22 protein-coding genes and 1 other RNA gene are annotated in these 19438 nt (G+C 65.4%); 11 read left to right on the top strand and 12 right to left on the bottom strand.

Annotated features, from left to right (window positions below):
* The first annotated feature begins 2 nt into the window (after window positions 1-2).
* The gene (locus ASILVAE211_RS08330) at window positions 3-1754 is read left to right on the top strand and encodes a fatty acyl-AMP ligase (RefSeq protein WP_227320847.1); all 1752 of its coding nucleotides are present in this window, start codon (window positions 3-5) and stop codon (window positions 1752-1754) included.
* The gene (locus ASILVAE211_RS08325; RefSeq protein WP_227320846.1) at window positions 1751-2692 is read left to right on the top strand and encodes an NAD-dependent epimerase/dehydratase family protein; all 942 of its coding nucleotides are present in this window, start codon (window positions 1751-1753) and stop codon (window positions 2690-2692) included. Before ASILVAE211_RS08330 ends, ASILVAE211_RS08325 begins: the two co-directional genes overlap by 4 nt.
* On the opposite strand, the gene ASILVAE211_RS08320 is transcribed toward ASILVAE211_RS08325, so the two are convergent.
* Entirely contained in the window at window positions 2679-3791 is a 1113-nt protein-coding gene (locus ASILVAE211_RS08320; protein ID WP_227320845.1) for a hypothetical protein, read from the bottom strand. The genes ASILVAE211_RS08325 and ASILVAE211_RS08320 overlap by 14 nt on opposite strands.
* 48 nt (window positions 3792-3839) lie before the next feature.
* Between ASILVAE211_RS08320 and ASILVAE211_RS08315 the strand changes: the two genes are divergently transcribed.
* The gene (locus ASILVAE211_RS08315) at window positions 3840-5135 is read left to right on the top strand and encodes a lipopolysaccharide biosynthesis protein (protein ID WP_227320844.1); all 1296 of its coding nucleotides are present in this window, start codon (window positions 3840-3842) and stop codon (window positions 5133-5135) included.
* Here ASILVAE211_RS08315 and ASILVAE211_RS08310 read toward each other — a convergent pair.
* From ASILVAE211_RS08310 to ASILVAE211_RS08280, 7 genes are all read right to left on the bottom strand, one after another.
* Entirely contained in the window at window positions 5132-5554 is a 423-nt protein-coding gene (locus ASILVAE211_RS08310) for a hypothetical protein (protein ID WP_227320843.1), read from the bottom strand. The genes ASILVAE211_RS08315 and ASILVAE211_RS08310 overlap by 4 nt on opposite strands.
* 15 nt (window positions 5555-5569) lie before the next feature.
* Window positions 5570-6427 (bottom strand): glycosyltransferase family 2 protein, encoded by an 858-nt coding sequence (locus ASILVAE211_RS08305; protein WP_227320842.1) that lies wholly within the window; start codon window positions 6425-6427, stop codon window positions 5570-5572.
* Window positions 6428-6461: 34 nt separating this feature from the next.
* The gene (locus ASILVAE211_RS08300) at window positions 6462-7280 is read right to left on the bottom strand and encodes a TIGR00282 family metallophosphoesterase (protein WP_227320841.1); all 819 of its coding nucleotides are present in this window, start codon (window positions 7278-7280) and stop codon (window positions 6462-6464) included.
* Between the two features lie 9 nt (window positions 7281-7289).
* Window positions 7290-7895 carry a 5-formyltetrahydrofolate cyclo-ligase gene (locus ASILVAE211_RS08295; protein ID WP_227320840.1) on the bottom strand — a complete coding sequence of 202 codons (606 nt, stop codon included), beginning with the start codon at window positions 7893-7895 and terminating at the stop codon, window positions 7290-7292.
* A non-coding RNA gene (gene ssrS / locus ASILVAE211_RS08290) (6S RNA) lies at window positions 7882-8039 on the bottom strand. Before ssrS ends, ASILVAE211_RS08295 begins: the two co-directional genes overlap by 14 nt.
* A 9-nt stretch (window positions 8040-8048) precedes the next feature.
* Window positions 8049-8441, bottom strand: a complete 393-nt coding sequence (locus ASILVAE211_RS08285; protein ID WP_227320839.1) for a cell division protein ZapA — start codon at window positions 8439-8441, stop codon at window positions 8049-8051.
* A gap of 41 nt (window positions 8442-8482) precedes the next feature.
* Window positions 8483-8734 (bottom strand): hypothetical protein, encoded by a 252-nt coding sequence (locus ASILVAE211_RS08280; RefSeq protein WP_227320838.1) that lies wholly within the window; start codon window positions 8732-8734, stop codon window positions 8483-8485.
* A gap of 80 nt (window positions 8735-8814) precedes the next feature.
* Between ASILVAE211_RS08280 and ASILVAE211_RS08275 the strand changes: the two genes are divergently transcribed.
* The 5 genes from ASILVAE211_RS08275 (at window position 8815) to treA (ending at window position 13600) form a co-directional block, all read left to right on the top strand.
* Window positions 8815-9228: a hypothetical protein gene (locus tag ASILVAE211_RS08275; RefSeq protein WP_227320837.1), complete on the top strand. Its 414-nt coding sequence runs from the start codon at window positions 8815-8817 to the stop codon at window positions 9226-9228.
* A 108-nt stretch (window positions 9229-9336) separates the two neighbouring features.
* Window positions 9337-9990: a thiamine phosphate synthase gene (thiE, locus tag ASILVAE211_RS08270; RefSeq protein ID WP_227320836.1), complete on the top strand. Its 654-nt coding sequence runs from the start codon at window positions 9337-9339 to the stop codon at window positions 9988-9990.
* Window positions 9991-10029: 39 nt separating this feature from the next.
* Window positions 10030-11091 carry a quinone-dependent dihydroorotate dehydrogenase gene (locus tag ASILVAE211_RS08265; protein WP_227320835.1) on the top strand — a complete coding sequence of 354 codons (1062 nt, stop codon included), beginning with the start codon at window positions 10030-10032 and terminating at the stop codon, window positions 11089-11091.
* The gene (locus tag ASILVAE211_RS08260; RefSeq protein WP_319799545.1) at window positions 11091-11939 is read left to right on the top strand and encodes a TIGR01459 family HAD-type hydrolase; all 849 of its coding nucleotides are present in this window, start codon (window positions 11091-11093) and stop codon (window positions 11937-11939) included. Before ASILVAE211_RS08265 ends, ASILVAE211_RS08260 begins: the two co-directional genes overlap by 1 nt.
* Window positions 11939-13600: an alpha,alpha-trehalase TreA gene (gene treA / locus ASILVAE211_RS08255; RefSeq protein WP_227320834.1), complete on the top strand. Its 1662-nt coding sequence runs from the start codon at window positions 11939-11941 to the stop codon at window positions 13598-13600. The genes ASILVAE211_RS08260 and treA overlap by 1 nt, the downstream gene beginning before the upstream one ends.
* A gap of 64 nt (window positions 13601-13664) precedes the next feature.
* Here the strand turns inward: treA and ASILVAE211_RS08250 are convergent, their stop codons facing one another.
* From ASILVAE211_RS08250 to ASILVAE211_RS08240, 3 genes are all read right to left on the bottom strand, one after another.
* Window positions 13665-14672, bottom strand: a complete 1008-nt coding sequence (locus tag ASILVAE211_RS08250; RefSeq protein WP_227320833.1) for a Gfo/Idh/MocA family oxidoreductase — start codon at window positions 14670-14672, stop codon at window positions 13665-13667.
* A gap of 15 nt (window positions 14673-14687) precedes the next feature.
* Window positions 14688-15500 (bottom strand): SDR family oxidoreductase, encoded by an 813-nt coding sequence (locus tag ASILVAE211_RS08245; RefSeq protein WP_227320832.1) that lies wholly within the window; start codon window positions 15498-15500, stop codon window positions 14688-14690.
* A 110-nt stretch (window positions 15501-15610) separates the two neighbouring features.
* Window positions 15611-16051: a tautomerase family protein gene (locus ASILVAE211_RS08240; protein ID WP_227320831.1), complete on the bottom strand. Its 441-nt coding sequence runs from the start codon at window positions 16049-16051 to the stop codon at window positions 15611-15613.
* Window positions 16052-16147: 96 nt separating this feature from the next.
* Between ASILVAE211_RS08240 and ASILVAE211_RS08235 the strand changes: the two genes are divergently transcribed.
* The 3 genes from ASILVAE211_RS08235 to ASILVAE211_RS08225 all read left to right on the top strand — a co-directional run bounded on the left by ASILVAE211_RS08235 (window position 16148) and on the right by ASILVAE211_RS08225 (window position 18406).
* Window positions 16148-17041 (top strand): LysR family transcriptional regulator, encoded by an 894-nt coding sequence (locus ASILVAE211_RS08235; protein ID WP_227320830.1) that lies wholly within the window; start codon window positions 16148-16150, stop codon window positions 17039-17041.
* A gap of 91 nt (window positions 17042-17132) precedes the next feature.
* Window positions 17133-18026 (top strand): EamA family transporter, encoded by an 894-nt coding sequence (locus ASILVAE211_RS08230; protein WP_227320829.1) that lies wholly within the window; start codon window positions 17133-17135, stop codon window positions 18024-18026.
* The gene (locus tag ASILVAE211_RS08225) at window positions 18026-18406 is read left to right on the top strand and encodes a histidine triad nucleotide-binding protein (protein WP_227320828.1); all 381 of its coding nucleotides are present in this window, start codon (window positions 18026-18028) and stop codon (window positions 18404-18406) included. The genes ASILVAE211_RS08230 and ASILVAE211_RS08225 overlap by 1 nt, the downstream gene beginning before the upstream one ends.
* A 22-nt stretch (window positions 18407-18428) precedes the next feature.
* On the opposite strand, the gene ASILVAE211_RS08220 is transcribed toward ASILVAE211_RS08225, so the two are convergent.
* Entirely contained in the window at window positions 18429-19433 is a 1005-nt protein-coding gene (locus tag ASILVAE211_RS08220; RefSeq protein ID WP_227320827.1) for a Gfo/Idh/MocA family protein, read from the bottom strand.
* Window positions 19434-19438: the final 5 nt, after the last annotated feature.

The raw sequence follows: 19438 nt of genomic DNA, 5'->3' as shown, positions 1-19438 counted from the left end.
ATTTGGATCTCCATCTTCCGACTGGACCAACTCCCACGCTGAGCGGCCTCGCGCTCCGTGCCGGTGATTTCGACACCTTGCCCGAAGCGCTGGATTACGCGGCCGAGGGCATGAGCGGTCTCAACTTCTATTCCGCGCAAGGCGAATTGGGCGAAGCGCTGAGCTATCGCAGCTTGCGCCATGATGCGGTGGATCTTGCCTATCGCCTGATGGGTCTGGGTCTGTCACGTGGTGACAGCGTCGCCATCATTGCCGAAACCAGCCCGAATTTCGTGCGCATCTTCTTCGCCTGCCAATATGCCGGGCTGGTGCCCGTGCCCATGCCGCTGCCCTTCGCCTTCGGCGGGCGCGAGACCTATATCGCCCATATCGAGCGCTTGGCGGATGAGGCCGAGGCGCGCGCGCTGTTCGCCTCCACGACCTTACTGTCCTGGCTGGCGCCGATGGCCGAGACCCGCAACCTGCGCTTCTGCGGCACCGTCGCCGATCTGGCTGAACTCGACATCCAGGACGTGGCCCTGCCCGAGATCACGCCCGAAGACACCGCCTATCTGCAATTCTCGTCGGGCAGCACGCGCTTCCCCAAGGGCGTCGTCATTCAGCAGAAGGCCCTGATGGCCAACGCCGCCGGGATACTGGCCCAGGGCATGGAAATCGGGCCTGAGGACCGCGCCGTCTCCTGGCTGCCGCTGTATCACGACATGGGACTGGTCGGTTTCCTGCTCAGCCCGCTCGCCGGTCAGGTCACCGTCGATTTCATCGCGACGCAGGATTTCGCCCGCCGTCCGCGCGTGTGGCTGTCGCTGATTTCCCAGAACCGCGGCACGATCTCCTATTCGCCGAGCTTCGGCTTCGACCTTTGCACGCGCCGCCAGAAGACGATCGACCGTGACAGCCTCGATCTGTCCTGCTGGCGTATCGCCGGCATCGGCGGCGACATGATCCGCCCGGCGGTTTTGTCCCAATTCGCCGAGACTTTCGGCGTCTGCGGTTTCAAGCCGCAGGCCTTCCTGCCGAGCTACGGCATGGCCGAGGCGACGCTCGCCATCAGCTTCGCCCCCGTTGGCCTCGGCATCGAGACCGAGACCATCGATCTCGACCGGCTGGAGCAGGACGGGCTGGCGATGCCGCCGCAGCATGCGGATTCCCGCGCGCGCACGGTCGTCCACTGCGGCCTGCCCCTGAAGGGTCACAAGGTCGAGGTGCGGGGCCGTGACGGCGCGGTGCTGGCGGATCGTGCGGTCGGGCGCGTCTTCGCGCGCGGTCCCAGCATCATGCATGAATACAAGGGCCGCCCGGTCGAGACGCTGGAAAGCCTGTCGGGTGACGGCTGGCTGGAAACGGGCGACCTTGGCTATCGCATCGGCGAGACGCTGGTGATTACCGGTCGCGCCAAGGATCTGATCATCATCAATGGCCGCAATATCTGGCCGCAGGACTTGGAATGGACGGTGGAACGCGCCGTGCCGCAGGTCCGCACCGGTGACTGCGCCGCCTTCTCCATCGAGGAGAATGGCAGCGAGGTTCTGGTGGTCGCGGTCGAGGCACGCGGCATCGCGGATGCCGAAGCCGGCAAGCTGCTGATCGAGGAAGTGCGTGGCGCACTCGTCAGCCATCATGGTGTCGACAGCCGCGTGGTGCTCGTGCCGCCGGGCAGCCTGCCTTACACCTCCTCGGGCAAGCTCAGCCGCGCCAAGACCCGGCAGAGCTACCTGACGGCGGCGCTGCCGACCGTCGCCGCGATGGCGGCGTGACGCTTCCGGTTGCGGCCCTGACGGGCGGCACCGGTTTCCTGGGTCGCTACATTGCCCAAGCCTTCGCCTCTGCCGGCTGGCAAATACGCCTCCTGACGCGGCGCGCGCCTCTCCACCCCATGCTGGAAAACCTGCCGCTGGATCTGGTTCTGGGCGGGCTGGATGACCCCCGGGCGCTCGGTCAGCTGGTGAGCGGCGCGGATGTCGTCATTCACGCGGCCGGCCTCGTCAAAGCCCGCAGCCGGGCCGAATTCCTGGTCGTCAACCGGGATGGGGCGGCGCGGCTGGCGGCGATCGTCGCGCGCGCGCAGACCCCTCGGCTGGTGCTGATGTCCTCTCTCGCGGCGCGCGCGCCCGGATTGTCGCTTTACGCCGAGAGCAAGCGGGCAGGGGAGGACGCCGTCCGCGCGCTGCTGGACGAGACCCGCTGCGTCATCCTGCGCCCCTCCGCGATCTATGGACCCTGGGACCGCGAGGGGCTGGCCATGCTGCGTCTGGCCTCCGGCCGCTTCGCCCCGGCCATCGCGGCACCGGAGCCGCGCATCGCCATGATCCATGCCCGCGATGCGGCGGCGGCGGCATTGGCGGTGGCTACATCCGACGTGGCGCGTGGCTGCTACGAGCTGTCTGACGCGCGCTTGGATGGCTATGGCTGGCGGGAATTGCTGGCGGTCATTGGCACCGCATTGCGCGGGCGCGCGCCAATTGCCGTGCCGGCGCCGGACGCGGTTGTGCGGGCGGCGGGCGCGATCAGCGAAGGGATGGCGTCACTGTCCGGCCAGTCCGCCATCTTCGGGCGCGGCAAGGCGCGGGAAATTCTGCACCGGGATTGGAGCGTCGATCCTGCCAAGGCCATTCCGGCCGTGCTTTGGCAGCCGCAGATCGACCTGCCGGCCGGGATGGCGGAAACCGCCGCCTGGTGGCTCAGCGCTGCATGAAGCGCAGAATGGCGTCGGCGGCGCGAACCGTCGCCCCATGGCGCTCCCCGAGCGAGGCTTCGGCCATCTGCTCCTGCCTGGCCCGATAGAGTGCGTGCCGCGCTGGCGCGGCGCGGATCGCTGCCATCAGATCCTTCGGATCGTCCACGACATCGCCCAATTGCCAATGCGCGAAATTCGGATCGCCCTGCCATGCGATGCCATGGGCATTGAGGAAGACGCAGGGGCGCGGCGTCGCCAGGAATTCATAAACCTGGCTGCTGACGTCGCCGACATAGATATCGGCCGCACTCGTATAGGTCATGTCCAGCAACCGGTCTGATCCCGTGTCGATCAGGATATGATCCGTGCTGCGCGCATCCCAATCGGCGCGGGTGCGGACGTTCTGGCGTCGGAACATTTTCACATGCGGCGCGACGATGAGGTTGAAATCGTCCTGTCGTGCGAAATCCTCCAGTATCGGGCCGATGAAACGCGGCCAGGAGGTCAGTTTCGGTGCCTTATGCGCGTTATAGAGCACGACAGGACGCTGACCCTTGAACAGCGGCGCCTGTGTCCGCTGCAACGCCGCGCAGACATCGAGTTTCACGGCACCGACCACGGCATAGCCGCCCGGCGGCACGACATTCTGCGCTTCCATCCGCTGCACGCTTTTGGGTCCGGCGACGAGGACGAAATCGAAACCCTTGGTGTGGTGGGTAAAACCCCGTGCGCGGTCGCCGAAACCATGCGGCAGCAGGATCAGCTTGGGATGCCTGATGCCCAAGCGCCGCGCGTAGCAAACCGTATCCTCGACCGCGAAGACCGCATCATAGGAATCGAGTTCCCGATGATTGTCCCAAAGGGTCAGCATCTTGAACATGCCGAAGCGTCGTAAGGCGGTTTGCAGAAGCGCGGTCAACCATGACCGTTCGAGCCTGCGATATTGCACCGGCTCTGCACCATAGGCCTGCCTGATCCGCTCAAGGTGATGCGGCGATTGCGGGTCATTGTAGTAGCTCACGACCTCCACACCGGCACGCCGAGCCAGCTCCAGCGCGATGGACGCGCCGTGATAGCATTGATAAGCCTCGGCAATGTAGAGGAAGGCGATTTTCATCTTGGCTCCTGTCTACAAACTCGGCCGCCGGCCTGGCAACGGACGCTGATGGCGCAGCAGTGGCGCGAAGGATCGCTGGGAAAGGTTTTCGCCAATCTCGGCTGGCTGCTGGCCGGCAAAGGGGTCGGCGCGGTTCTCAGCCTCGTCTATCTGGCGCTGGCCGCCCGCACGCTGGGGCCGCGCGGCTTCGGCGAATTCACCCTCATTACCGGCGGCGCCCAGGCTGTTGCTGCCTTTGTCAGCTTCCAGACCTGGCAGATCGTCGTTCGCTACGGCCTGCCGCATTTGAAGGCAGGGCGGAGCGATGCGGCGGCGCGTCTGGCGAGCTTCTGCCTGATGCTGGACCTGGGCGGCGCGCTGGTCGGCTGCCTGGTGGCGGCGCTCGCCGTCTGGCTGCTAGGGGACTGGTTGCGCTGGCCGCCCGGCCTCGCCTGGGACGGGCTCGGCTTTACCTTCGTCATTCTGCTTACCGTGCGGTCTACCGCCGTCGGCGTCCTGCGCCTGCATGACCGTTTCGGCGTGGGCGCCAGCGCGGACGCGGTGACGCCGATCACACGCTTCGCCGGTGCGCTGGCCGTGGTCGCCTGCGGTCCTTCCGTCCCCGGCTTTCTGCTGGCCTGGACGGCGGGTGAGATTTTCACCGCCGTTGCCTATTGGATGGCGGTGGCGCGCACGGTGCCCGGCGCCATGGCCTGGCCCAACCGCCGCCGCCTGCGGCTGGCGGTTTTGGAGAATAAAGGCATCTGGCGCTTTTCCTGGCTGACCAATCTCAACACCACGCTGGATGCCGGGGCGAAGCAGGCCGTGGTGCTGCTGGTGGGCCTGGCGGCAGGGCCGGTGGGCGCCGGGCAATATCGTCTGGCCTATCAGCTCACCCAGGCACTGGCGCGGATTTCGGACATGGCCTCGCGCGCCATCTTCTCGGAACTGGCCCGCGCCCATGCGGCGGGCGGGCGTGAGGATTTCCGCCGGCTGATCCTGCGGGCGGTGGGTCTGGCCAGCGGGGCCGGCACCGTCATCATGGTCATTCTGCTGATCGCCGGCCGGCCGATTCTGGGCCTCATCGGCGGCGAGGCCTATCGCGGCGTCTATCCGCTGCTGGTGCTGCTGGGGCTGGCGGCTGCTTTCGACCTGGCCAGCGCGATTTTCGAGCCGGCGCTGATCGCCATGGGCCGCGCCACCCAGGTGATCGCGGCGCGCATCCTGGCCTGTATCAGCCTTTTCGCGATTCTGGCGCTGTTCCTGCCGCTTTGGGGCACGCGGGGCGCGGCGGAAGCCGTGCTCGCCTCATCCGCGATCGCATTGCTTCTGTTCGGCGGCGCGTCCTGGCGGGCGATCCGCTAACCCCGGCTGGCGCTGATCGTATAGCTGCAGATGGTTCCGTTATTGTTATAGGCGGCACCAAGCTTCTTTGGCTTTTCCGGCGCGGTTTCGCTGGCCGTCAGGTTATTGGCGGCGATCTGGCCGGTGATCTGCACGGTGCCGCTGCCGTCCTGCATGGACAGGTTGCCGGTCGCATCGACCTGACCGGACAGGCGATGGTGATGGGTCCAGGCCTGCCCGTTCTTCACATGGATGATGATATCCGTCTCGCGCTGGCCGCAGCCGGATATGGCCATGGCGGGTGCGGCAGCACCGGAATAGACGCCGTCATAGGCGCTTACCCCGTCCGCCCGCGCCGGTGAGGTGCCAGTGGCAAAAGCCAAGGCTGCGGCGGCGATGGTCAGGCTGACGGCAAGGTGACGCTGAAGGTGATGGCGCATGATGACCTCGTCTTATTAAAAGCGGCCTTTAAACCGGGGCGGTATGGGCAGCAGGCTGCGGCCATGGATACCGAGGTCGATCCTATAGGTATCCGTCTGGCGGCCAAGCTGGCTGTCGATGGTCCGCTGGAGCAGATCTGCAAGCGGGGCTGCGGTCGTGTCGAGATCGGCATCCTCCGCCTTCGGCAGATGGCCGACATCGCGCACCAGGCGCAGCCAGGCCTCGTCAGGCTGACGCTGATGGTCACCGGCAGTCTCATCGGCCCAGGCCATGCTCCGCGTGCGGGACAGGCGCGCCAGGCCCCGCGCGACATCGAAATAGCGCAGATGGAAAAGATACAGGTGGTCGAAGGCCAGTGGCGCGTCGACGCTGTGAAAGCCGGGCGCCCATCGGATCGGCTCGCGGATCAGGCTGGGCTTGCATAGGGCGGAGTTGAACCAGGCCCAATGCCGCTGGTCGCTGACCGGCCGGGCGATGTCGATCGCCGCTTCCTCGGCCGCCAGATGCCAGACTTCCAGCCCTATCGCATGCATGACCGGCCCACGCATGGCGCGCGCGGCGTCCGTCAGATTGCGATGGCAGCGTGGGTCGGCGACCAGAATTTCATCGACATCGGTGTAGATAACGCAATCATATCGCGTCAGGAGGCCGACCGAAAAATCGGAAACAAGCTGGGATCGCCAATCGTCGTCCTGCGGACTGCGGGGCAGGCGCAGGATGTTGACCGAACCCAGATTGTCAGTTGTTCCATCATCGGAGCCGTGATCGATGATAAAGCAGTTTTCGAGGCCGACCTGGGCGCCGTAATGGCGGCACCACAGGTCCATGAAATCAGGCTCGTTATAGACCATGGTGACGGCGGCCAGCTTCACAGTCTTACGGTCTCCGTCAAGCTGGGACAGGGGATCAGGCGACGTCCGGAAAGCTTTGCGACAGGCGGCCGCCCTGACGCAGCGGCTCGATCCGCCGGGCGAGGCCGGTTGTGTCGTCAGTCTCCAGATAAACGCCGCAGATGGTGGCCGGCCCGTCCGCCGGCTGCAGACGCTCGCCCGGCATCTTGCGCCAGAAACGCTCGGCCGCGCCGCTTTTGGCCATGCCGATGACGCTGTCATAGGCCCCGCACATCCCGGCATCCGTCATATAGCCGGTGCCCTTTTCCAAAATCTGGTAATCGGCGGTCGGCACATGGGTATGGGTGCCGACGACCAGCGACAGCCGCCCGTCGAAACTATGGCCGAAGGCTTCCTTTTCGCTGGTCGCCTCGGCATGGAAATCGACCACCGCCGCCTGGATATTCACCCCCAGCCTGTGGCGGCTGAGCAATTCCTCGGTCGCCCGGAAAGGGCAGTCCAGCGCCTCCATGTACAGCCGGCCCATGGCATTGACGATCAGGGCGCGGCGGCCGTCGGCAAGCGTCAGGATCACGCTGCCGGCGCCGGGCGTGCCGGCGGGGAAGTTGATCGGACGGATGACGCGCTTTTCGGTCGCGATATAGGGAATGATCTCCCGCCGGTCCCAGGCATGGTTGCCGAGCGTGACGACATCCGCGCCCGCGTCGAACAGGGCGCGCGCCATTTCGGGCGCCAGGCCGAAGCCGTGGGACGCATTCTCGGCATTGACGATGACCAGATCCAGGCGAAGCCGCGCCCGATAGTCGGGCAGGGCGGCGGCCACGGCGTCCCGTCCGCCACGGCCGACAAGATCGCCCAGAAACAGAATACGCATAACGTCCCTTTACAGTCCGACCTCAGGCGCGGGCGGAAAGGCAAGCACGCCCGCTTCGGTCACGATGGCATTGAGCTTCTGGTCGAAGGGGCCGGTCGGCACAAGCGGCATCTCCTGCGCGGCAAAGGCGCAGCCGATGCGGAGCGCGCCGGGAAGCTGGGCCAGGCTGCGGTCATAGAAGCCGCCGCCATAGCCGAGACGGTTGCCCGCGCGGTCGAAGCCCAGCAGCGGCATCAGCAGGATGGCGGGTGTCACCTCCGGCCCGTCCGGATGGCTGGTGCCGAAGCGGCCGGGCAGCAGCGCGTCACCGGGATGCCAGCGGCGGAAGATCAGCGGCGCGCCGCGCTTGCCCGTGACGGGCAGGCCGATCGGGTGGCCGCGTTCGGCGAGTGCGATCAGCAGCGGCCGGATGTCGATCTCATCGCCCATTGGCCAGAAGCCTGAGACGATGCTGGCCTCGGGCAAGGTGAAATGGGCCAGAAAATGCCGGGTAAGGCTCGCCCCCAGCGCCGGGTCCAGCCCGCGCCGCTGCTCCGCCATAGCCAGACGCGCCGCCGCTTTCGCGGCAATCAGCGCGTCGTTTTCGACAAGGGAGGGAATGTGCGGAGCCGCCATGGCCGTTGGCGTATTCATCCTCCTAGAGCCTGCGTGTGCAGGTGGGAACCAGATACCATGACCACGATCATGACAGCGCCAGTCCCCAAGGAGAATGCTTATCGGCCCCAGGGATGATTTACCTATCGAACCGGGCAGCCCCGCAAAACATACTTAGGCGCGTTCTAGGGCTTCCGCAATCTCTTCCGCTTTCGCGGCAAGGCGGTGCACCGTTGCGTCGAAGTCAGGGTCGATCACATTCACATAGACGATTTCGGGCTCGGCGATGGGAGCCACAGGTGTCGCCACCGGTGCGGGGACGGCGGCGGTCGTCTGCGCCGGGGCATGAGCGGCAGCGGCCAAAGCGGCTTCCTTGTCATGCAATTCGTCGGCGAGCAGCAGGGAAGCCAGCAGCAGCAGGCGGGCTTCGCCATGCTGGCCGATGGCCTTCACACTGTCGATGCGGCTTTGCAGCAGCTTCGCCATCGCGGCCAGATGGCCTTCCTGGCCATCCTCGCAACCGACGAGATAGTTGTAGCCGTTAATCTGCAAATTCACCTGTGCCATGGCGGCCTCCGTCCTGCTTGCTGTTCCCCGTCAGACAGGGATCAGGCTTGGCGCTCGATACCAAGGGCATTGCGCAAACCGCCGATGAGATCGTCAAGCTTGGCGGCGATTTCCTGGCGGGGAATGTCATCTGCCGCCGCGGCGGGCGCAGCGGCGGCCGGCTGGGCGGCGTCCGTGTCGTCAGTCTCGGAAGGGGCAGAAGCGGGACGGGGTTTGCCAACCTGCGCAGCGATTCTATTCAATGCTGCTTCCAGCCGGCCGAGCGCCACGCTGGTGTCCTCGAATTCTGCCATTGGGCCTCTAGTCGAATATGTCTGAACCGTGCTTGGTCGCATCAGCACAGGTCAGGCGAATAACGTCAAGGATTTCGCTCATGCGGGCAGGGCCGCCGGCCGTCACCATTCACGGCCTGGAAGATGGCGACAGCGTGCTGCGCCCGGGCGTGCCGGTGATGATCCTCTCAGCCCCGGGCGCGGCCCTTTATGCCGGCGCCGGCTGGTGGCGGGCGCTGATCGCGGAACTCCGCGCGCGCCATCCGGGCGCGGTTTTCGTGGACCTGCTCGATTGTGCCGACGCCCCCGGACGCGCCGCCGAAGCCTTGCGGGCAGGCCAGAAGGCCATTCTGTTCCACGCCGAAACGCCCGCGATTCTCGCGGCAATCCAGGCCATGGCGGAGGCCTGCCAGGCCCAGGTCTGGACCGAGCGACCCGAGGCGCTGGACATGGCCGAGCGCGGCGCCGCGCGGCGATTGGCGGCCTGGCTGGCCTTACCAGCCTGCTCGGGGTGACAAGCCGGGGGCTTTTCGCTAACTCCTTCGCCTATCCTGACGCGCGCTTTGCATTGTCTTCACCCGCGATGATCGCTCCGATCCTCGCTTTTTTCGGGCCGTCTGATCATGTCCGGTGATAACCCCTGCCGCCTTTATCTCATCACGCCTGCGGCCTTCGACCCGGCCGTGTTCCGTGACACGCTGGCCGCGGCCCTGGACGCCGGCGATGTCGGCGCCGTGCAGCTGCGGCTGAAGAACGCGAGCGATGACGAGGTGCGCCGGGCGATAGACCTGCTGCGGCCGGTCGCCCAGCAGCGCGACGTCGCCTTTCTGCTCAACGACCGGCCTGACCTTGCGGTCGCCGGCGGCTGCGACGGCGCCCATGTCGGGCAGGATGACACCAAGGCGCGGGACGCCCGGCTTATCCTCGGGCCTGACCTCACGCTCGGCGTGTCCTGTCACGGCAGTCGCGAACTGGCCATGGAAGCCGGCGAAGCCGGGGCGGATTACGTGGCTTTCGGTGCCTTCTACCCCACCGGATCGAAGGCCGATGCGCCGGTCGAAGCCGAGCTGGAGGTTCTGGCCTGGTGGCATGAGATCATGGAACTGCCCTCGGTCGCGATCGGCGGCATCACGGTCGATAATTGCGCGCCCCTGGTAACAACCGGGGCGGATTTCCTGGCCGTGATCAGCGCCGTCTGGTCGCATCCCGAGGGCGCTGCCGCCGGCGTGCGCAGCATGAATGCGGCCATCGCCGCCGCGCCGCCGGCCAGCATCTGACCTGCCCAGACATAAACATATCGTTATGGATTGCCGCTCATGGCCCCGCTGACCGCGCTGGCACTACCCCTTCTGCGCCGCATGGAGGCCGAACGCGCCCATAAGCTGGCCATTCTCGCCATGCGTCTGGGCTTCGCGGCTGAGAACCAGAAGGTCGATCCCGCGCGTCTGGCTACGAAGGTCGCGGGCCTGACCTTCAAAAACCCCATCGGTCTCGCCGCCGGTTTCGATAAGGATGCGGTGGCGCTGCGCTCCCTCATGCGCATGGGCTTCGGCTTCGTGGAGGCCGGCACCGTCACCCCGCGCCCGCAGGCGGGCAATCCGCAGCCCCGCCTGTTCCGGCTGACGGAAGACGAGGCGATCATCAATCGCATGGGCTTCAACAATAAGGGCATCAAGCCTTTCGAGCGGCAGCTGGCACGCCATCGCCGCATCGTGCCGGTCGGCGCCAATATCGGCGTCAACAAGGAAGGCGCGGACCCGGAGCGGGACTATCCGGACCTGCTGCAAAAGGTGGCGCCGGTCTGCGACTATGTCGTGGTCAATGTCTCCTCCCCCAATACGCCGGGCCTGCGCGACCTGCAGAGCGAGGAGCGGATTGCGGCCATTCTGGCGGCCATGCGCGCCGCCGTGCCGGACGCGCCGCCGATCTTCGTGAAGCTGGCGCCCGATCTGTCGGTGGAGGGCATGGAAGCTGTGGTCGAAGTGGCGGTCAATGCCGGCATCGCCGGCCTGATTCTGACCAATACGACCCTCGCCCGGCCCGACAGCCTGCGCAGCCCGAATGCGGCGGAGACGGGCGGTCTGTCCGGCCGGCCGCTGTTTACACGCTCGACCGCCATGCTGGCGCGCGCTTCGCTGGCCGCAAAAGGCCGTCTGGCGTTGATCGGCGTCGGCGGCGTGTCGTCAGGCGCGGATGCGCTGGCGAAGATCCATGCCGGGGCCGATCTGGTGCAGGTCTATTCGGCCTTCATCTATCAGGGGCCAAAGCTGATCGCGCGCATCAAGGCCGATCTCGACAAGGCCGTGAAATCGGCTGGTGTGAAAAGCATCGCCGAGCTCAAGGGCATCAGCGCGGATGCGCTGGCAAAAGGGATCTGATGATGCGTCACCTGGAAGGCCTTGCCGCGATCGCCGATGACTATGACGGCTTCATCCTGGACCTTTGGGGCGTCATTCACGACGGGCGCAAGCTCCTGCCGCATTCCAAGGCGACGCTGGAAGAACTGCGCAAGCGCGGCAAGCGCATCGTCATGCTGTCCAATGCGCCGCGCCGGGCGGAAATGGCAGCCAAGGGACTGACGCGGCTTGGCATTCCGCCCGAGCTCTACGACGGTGTCATGACCAGCGGCGAGAATGTCTGGGAAGCGCTGCACACGCGCGATGACCCTTGGTACAAGGCGCTCGGCCGCCGCGTCTTCTTCCTCGGGCCGGCGCGCGACCTGCCGCTGATCGAGGGGCTGGACCTGGAGTTGGCGCTGACCCCGGCGGAAGCCGATTTCGTGCTGAATGTCGGCGCGGATGAGGAGATTACCGACCGCAACCTGGCGCCCCATATTCCGGCGTTGGAAGCCTGCCTTGCCGCTAAGCTGCCTATGGTCTGCGCCAATCCGGACCTGATCATCGTGCGGGACGGCGAGCAGATCATTTGTGCCGGCCTGCTGGCCGAACACTATGCCAAGATGGGCGGCGAATTCCGCTGGCGCGGCAAGCCCAGCCCCGAAGTCTATGGCCCGACCTTGGCCTTGCTGGGCGTGGAGCCTTCCCGCGTGTTGGCGGTGGGGGACGCGCTGCGCACCGATATCGCCGGCGCGCAGACGGTCGGGCTCGCATCCTGCTGGGTTCTGGACGGAATCCACGATCTGGCGGGCAAGCACAGTCTTGCCGAGCAGGAAGCGGCGGCCATGGGTCTTGCACCCCTGGCGACGCTTCCCAGCTTCCGGTGGTGATGAGATATTCCTTCCGCTTTACCCTCCTCGCCGCCGGGGTTCTGACCCCGATCCTCAGCCATCAGGCTCTGGCCCGAATGCCGGAGCCGCAGCCGCCTTCGGTCGTTTTCGGGGACCTTTACCGCGCCGTTGAAATGGCGCAGGTCTTTCCCGACCAGAAGACCTTCGCGGACGCGATCCCGACAGCCGCGCCGGCCGATATCATCAAGGCTTACGAAGCCGAGAAGGGAAAGCCCGGCTTCAACCTGACCGATTTCGTGACGGCGCATTTTCGCGAGCCGGTGCTGAAAACCGTTTCCTACCAGCGCCGCGCGGGTGAGACGGTCAGCGATTACATCAACGACATGTGGACGGTGCTGCTGCGTCAGCCCGGGGGCGCGGAACAATATTCGTCCCTGCTGCCGCTGCCCGTGCCTTATATCGTGCCGGGCGGGCGTTTCAGCGAAATCTATTACTGGGACACCTATTTCACCATGCTGGGCCTGGAGCAGGACAAGCAGGGGGCGCTGGCGCAGGACATGGTGCGCAATATCGCGTCCCTGATCACCCGCTACGGCCATATGCCTAATGGCAATCGCAGCTATTACCTCAGCCGGTCGCAGCCGCCCTTCTTCTCGGCCATGGTCGATCTGCTGGCGCAGAAGAGCGGGCCGTCGGTCTACAAGACCTATCTGCCGGTCATGCGTGCGGAATATGACTACTGGATGCAGGGCGATTCGGGCCTGAAACCCGGACAGGCCCAGGCTCATGTCGTGAAACTGGCCGACGGCACCGTGCTCAACCGCTTCTGGTCGGAAGCCGATACGCCGCGCGACGAGAGCTATCGCGAGGATATCCTGACCGCGAAGACATCCAGGGAAGCGCCGGCCGTTTTGTATCGCAACCTGCGCGCGGGCGCCGAATCAGGCTGGGATTACAGCTCCCGTTGGTTCGCGGACGGCAAGACGCTGGGGACGATCGACATTACCGATCTGCTGCCGGTCGATCTGAACAGCGAGATGTTCCATCTCGAAAGCGACCTCGCCTATGCCTACGGGCTGGCGGGCAATACGGCTGAGGCCAAGCTATTTGCCGACAGGGCGGCGAAGCGGCAGGCCGCCATTCAGACGTTCATGTGGGACAAGCCGGCCGGCGATTTTTCAGACTATGACTGGCGCAGCCATAGCCTGACGCATGTGCTGACAGCGGCGACCGTTGTGCCGCTGTTCTTCCATGTGGCGACCGCTGAGGAAGGCCAGTCGGTCGCCAAGGTGGTGCAGGCCAAGCTGCTGGCGCCGGGTGGCATTCTGACCGCGACCAGCAATAGCGGCCAGCAATGGGACGCACCGAATGGCTGGGCTCCGCTGCAATGGATGGCGGTTCAGGGTTTTCGGAATTACGGCGCGCCCGATCTGGCAAAAACGATCGCCGAACGCTGGGAGACGCGCGTGAACGAGGGCTTCGCCCGCGACGGCGTGCTGGTCGAGAAATACAATGTCGCGGCTCCGGCGGGCGCGAATGCCGGTGGCCATGGCGGCGAATATGCGCTGCAGGTCGGTTTCGGCTGGACCAATGGCGTGCAGGCGGCGCTCATGGCGGAATATCCGCTGCCGCAGCCCGAGGCGGCGGCAGCTTCGACCCCCGCTGATTCAACGACGCCCGCAACGCTGCCAAAGCAGTAGATGCGACGATTGTTACGTCTTGCGCGGATTTGATCCGTGCAAGACGCGAAATCCAGGCCGGCCGCTATCCTTGGTAGAAAGCGGGGCGTTCCGGCTGCTCCACGGCGATGCGATTGCCGGTGGACCAGGCCTTGAGGCAGGCTTCCGTTACCAGCAACGTCATATAGCCGTCCCAGGCGGTTGACCCCTCATTGCTCTGGCCGGTGACGATGGAGCGAACCCAGCTTTCGAATTGCAGGCGATAGGCGTCCGCGAAACGCGCCCGCCAATCCGGCGGCACCACCAGCCCGTCCCGCGCCGCGTGGCGCAGCGATGTCGGCGGACCGGGGCGCAGCCGTACCGTGCCTTCCTCGCAGACAAGTTCGGCCTGAACGTCATAGCCGTAGCGCGCGTCGGTATAGACCTCGATATCGACGACCGTGCCGGAGGCCGATTGCAGCACGATGAATTGCGGCTGCCGTCCCGGCGCGTGGCGCGGCTCGGGCGGGCTGATGACGGTCGCCGCCACGATCTCCTCGCCCAGCACAAACCGCGCGGCATCGAATTCATGACCGGCGGAATTGGCGATGATGAGTTCGGACGTCAGATAGCTGGGTGAGCTTTCATTGCGGTGCTGGCAATGCATGAACAGCGGCGACCCGACTTCGGCGCTGGCGACGACCCGCCGCATCTCGGCATAGCCCGGGTCGAAGCGGCGCATATAGCCGACCTGCACCAGCTTTCTGCCCGCCGCCATTTCGGCGCGCATAAGAGCTTCGACCTCTCCACGCTCGGCGGCGACGGGTTTTTCGATCAGCACCGGCTTGCCTGCGGCAATCGCCTTCAGGCCGAGCGCCGCATGGGTGCCGTCCGGCGAGCAGACCAGAACGGCATCGACTTCCGCATCCGCGATCAAGGCATCCGCCTCCGCGATGGCGAGGACGCCGAGTTCCTGGGCAAGGGCGGAGGCTCTGTCGGCCGCGAAATCCTGCACCGCCGTCAGCCGCGCACCGGGAATGCCGCCGGCCAGCTTGCGGGCATGGTCCGTGCCCATGACGCCGGTACCGATGACGCCAATTCTCACTTCATTCATGACGATGATCCTGGATCAGGCGGTCAGGGACAGGGGCGCATCGGGAATGGGCATCTGGCTCGCGGCCGCGCCCCAGACCGACTGGTCGTAATTCACGACCGCGCCGGTCATCAGCCCGGCATCGTCCGAGACCAGGAAGTTCACGGCACGCGCAGCTTCCTTGGGGTCGATCAGCCGGCCGAAAGGCTGTCCATCCACAGCCTTGGACAGCCAGTCCGCGTCACCGCGTTCGGCCGTCTGCAGTGCGATTTCATGGTCGGACGCCATCCAGCCGAGATTGAGCTGATTGACGCGAATGCGGTTCTTCATGACGGCGAAAGCAGTATTGGCGGTCAGCGTCGCCAGCCCACCCTTGGACGCGCAATAGGCGCTGATGAAGGGCTGGCCGGATAGCGCCGACATGGAGCCGATATTGCAGATCGCGCCTTCGATCCGGTTGCGGATCATCTGGCGGATGGCGCTCTGCATCAGAAAAAACGGTCCGCGCAGATTGGTCGCGATCATGCGGTCGAACAATTCGGGCGTGGTGTCCAGAATGGTGCCGCGATCGGTCAGTGCGCCGGCATTGACCAGCACATGCAGCGCGCCGGATTCGGCTTCGGTTTCAGCGACGACGCGCCGGCAATCCGCGACCGAGGCAAGGTCCGCACGGATGAAATGGGTCGAGCATCCGGTCTCATCCTCGATCCTTTGGGCGACGGCGCGGCCTTTCTCGGCGGAACGGCCGGTAATGACGAGGCCGGCAGCCCCGGCTTCGGCCAATCTTTGGGCGATGGCCGCGCCCAGTCCCTGCGTCGCACCGGCAACGAGGCAGATCTTTCCGTCCATTCGGTTCATATCTTGGTCTTCGGGCGTCTCTGGGCGCCCTTGGACGGGCGCTCCGGTTATGGGGCGCCCAGAATAGGCGGATTTGCGATCCCGAAAAGCTCAGAAAGCCATCAGAATTGCCTCAAGAGAACGTCATCTGCGCTCGGCCAGGCAGGGTGGGCGGCTGCCCGGCGGCCGTTCTGCGTGAGGCCACCATAGCCATAGGCGTCACCATCGACCGCGTGGACGAGGACATAGCATTCGGTATGCAGCGGGCCGAGAAGCTTTTCCATTTCCACGAAAGTCTCCTCCACGAAGCGGGTTGTCTCGGTCTTGGTATTGGTCTTGTCCGTGACCTTGATATCCAGCCAGAAGGCCGCCAGCCCGGCCTCCGTCGGATGCTGGCCGGCAATGAACCAGCCCTTCGGATCAGCATATTCGACGAGCACGGCCGTCACCTCCGGCTGCTTGCCGAGCTTTTCAGCGGCCAGGCGCGATGCCAGAGCCGCGATCTGCGGACGGAGATCAGACTGTGGGTTGGGTGTCGTGTAGCGGACGGTGATCATCGGCATCTCGGTATTCCTTGCGATGTTGATGCCGATGATTGTGGCGTTTCGTTTTTGATATGAAAACGCTATGATATGAAATACTCATCATAGTAGATTGCTATGATGCTTGATCTCGAATCCGTCCGGCTTTTTGTTCTCACGGCTGAATACGGCAGCCTGACCCGAGCGGCGGAAGCCGCCGGGACGGTGCAGCCGGTCGTCAGCCAGCGGATCAAAGCCTTGGAAAAAACGCTCGGCCGCAGGCTGCTGGACCGCACGCCGCGCTTCGTCAGGCTGACCGACCAGGGCCATGCCTTTCTGGATCGGGCACGGAGTCTCCTTGCCGCGCATGATGCGGCCTTAACCGAGGATGACGCCCAACCCCGCCGCGTTACGCTGGGTGTCAGCGACCATGTGCTGGGCGCGTCTTTCGATATGGCGCTGCGCCGTATCCGCGCGGCCCTGCCGGCGCGCGCCTTCCTGACCGTGACGCTCGGCCAGTCCCAGGCGATCCGGGATCGTTTCGACAAGGGCGATATCGATCTGGCCATCATAAGGCGCGACGCCGGTGGTTCGGATGGTGAAGTGCTGGGCGAGGATCCGCTGGAATGGCGCGCGCCGCCGAATTGGTTGAGGCCGACAGGGCCGGTGCCGCTTGTCACATTGCCGCCGCCCTGCGGCGTGCGCGCCGTCGCGATCAAAGTGCTCGATCATGCAGACCTGTCCTGGGACGATGCCTTCATCGGCGGCAGCTGTCTGGCTTTGATAACGGCGGTTCGCGCCGGGCTGGGCGTGGCGCCGCTGGGGCGCATTGTCGCGGCCCAACAGCAGGACTTGACCCTTGCAACGGGACTCCCGCCCTTGCCCTCGTCCCAGATCGTCATGCTGGCCCGCACGCCGGATCACTGTCTTGCGGAGATTGCCCGGGTGCTTGCCGCCAGCGTCCGGGAAATGCTGTCTTACGCTACGCCCCGGCGGTTACCCGCACATGCCAATGCCGCACATTCACGCTGAACGCGCGCTCCGCTAAAGACAGGGCCTATCGCGCGCATCCTGTCGTGATCCGCTCGGACATTTGCCCAGACCATCTGTGAAACGAGCCTCCATGATTTCTAAACTGGCCGGGTTGCGGAACCTGGCCGCGAAAATCCCGGTCGTGCTGTGGTTGGTGACGGCCATATCCTCGGCGCAGCTGGCCTCCTCACTCTCGGTCGCGGTCATCCATCGCATCGGCAGCCCGGCCGCGACGTCGCTCAGGCTGATCTTCGGCGCGGTCTGCTTTCTGATCCTGGCCCGGCCGCGCATCTGGGCGATCGGCCGGCCGCAACTGGCCGGTGCCTGCATGCTCGGCCTGATCACCTGCGGCATGTCCTTCTTCTTTTTCGCGGCTGTCGGCCGCATTCCCCTCGGCATGGCGGTGTCGATCGAATTTCTGGGGCCGCTGGCGGTGGCGCTGGCCGGCAGCCGGCGTCTGCTCGACCTGGTATGGGTCATTCTCGCGGGCTTGGGCGTGTGGCTGCTGACCAAGCAGGATCACGGCAGCGCCGATACGCTGGGGCTAATTTTGGCCGGTGCCTCGGGCGTGTGCTGGGGGGGCTATATTCTGATGACCCGGCGGGTCGGCAAAGCCTTTTCCGGCTTACAGGGCCTGGCCTTGTCCATGAGCGTCGCGGCTTTGGTCGGTCTGCCGATCGGCGTCGTGCCGCATTGGCAGGCGCTGGGCCTGGGCGCCGTTCTGATCATGGCGGCCATTTCCCTGCTCAATCCCATCCTCACCTTCGGGCTGGAAATGGCCTCGCTCAGGCGGATGGAACCGCGGCAATTCAGCATTCTGATGAGCCTGGAACCGGTGATGGCCGTGGTAATGGGTTTTCTCGTATTGGGACAGCGGCTGAGCGCCACCCAATTGGCCGGCATGGCTTGCGTGACGCTGGCCAGTTTCGGCACCGTGGCGGCGCGCCCGAAAGAGGCGCCGCCGATTGCAGAAGGAGAGTTATGATGCCCGTGACCGGTCTTGATCCCTATGACGACCAGAATATCTTCGCGAAGATTTTGCGCGGCGAGATTCCCAACAAGACGGTCTATCAGGACGAATTCGTGCTCGCCTTCCATGACATTGCCCCGCAGGCGCCGGTGCATGTGCTGGTGATCCCGAAAGGCGCCTACGTGTCCGCGCGTGATTTCGCGGCCCGCGCTTCAGACCAGGACATCGCCGGCTTCTGGCGGGCCGTCGGCCGCGTGGCGGCCGATCTGGGGCTGGAGACGGAAGGCTACCGCCTGCTCAGCAATCACGGGCTTAATGCCGGGCAGGAAGTGCCGCATTTCCATGTTCATCTCTTCGGTGGCGGTCCGCTGGGCCGGATGATCCAGCCCAGCTGAGCGCCTCTTCTGGGGAGCGCTGTTACGGCGCTTCCCAGGTGCCCTTGTCGCCGGCGCGGAAGATCGCCTCGATGACGCGCATATTGGCGATGGCGTCTTCCAGGGGAAACTCCAGTTTCCCGTCGCCCAGAATGGCGCGGGACACGGCATCGCCCTGCAGGGTGTATTGGTCGGCCGGGCCGAATTCTTCCACCAGCGCCTGGGCACCGCCAAGGGCGCGGCCGTCGTCGAGCAGGATCTGCACCGGCACGTCGGTCGGTGGGTTGAAGGGAATCAGCACTTCCACCCGCGCCTTGGTACCGATCACCGTCACGCGCTGATGCGGCACAAGCTGGGTGGAGCAGGTGAAGGTGAGATGCCCTTCCGGGAACTGCACCAGCGCGCTGGTCAGCCGGTCGGTGCCCATGGTGGGGTCACGCTCGATCAGGGCAGCGGCGCGCTGCGGCTCCGATCCCCAAATGTAGCGTGCGGTCGCGATGGCGTAGCAGCCGATATCCATCAGCCCGCCGCCGCCGATCTCCGGCATATTGCGGATATTCTGCGGGTCATCGAGGAAATAGCTGAAGGCGGTCTGAATGGCGGAGACGCGACCCAGCCGGCCTTCCTGCACCAAGGCCCGCACGCGCTGCCACCATGGCGCGTAGCGCACCATGAAGGCTTCGGCGACGATCAGCCCGGTGCGGTCGCGGGCCGCCAGCAGCGTCTCGGCCTCCTTGGTGTCCAGCGCGATCGGCTTTTCGCACAGCACATGCTTGCCGGCGTCCAGCGCGCGGATAGACCAGGGCACATGCAGGTGATTGGGCAGCGGATTGTAGATGGCGTGAATCTCGGGGTCCGCCAGCAGCGCCTCGTAACTGCCATAGGCGCGGGGAATGCCCAGGGCATCGGCGGTCTTCTGCGCGGAAGCCTGATCGCGTGAGGCGATGCCCAGCACGCGGCTGACCGCGCCCTTCTGCATCGCGGGGATGACCTTCTCGCGGCCGATCTTGGCCGTGCTCAGGATGCCCCAGTTTACCGTCTGTCCCATTTTTT

The organism is Acidisoma silvae (genome assembly GCF_020618775.1).
Classification (GTDB): Bacteria; Pseudomonadota; Alphaproteobacteria; order Acetobacterales; family Acetobacteraceae; genus Acidisoma; species Acidisoma silvae.
Note: the sequence above shows the minus strand (reverse complement) of the source record. Positions and strands in the feature narration are given on the sequence as shown.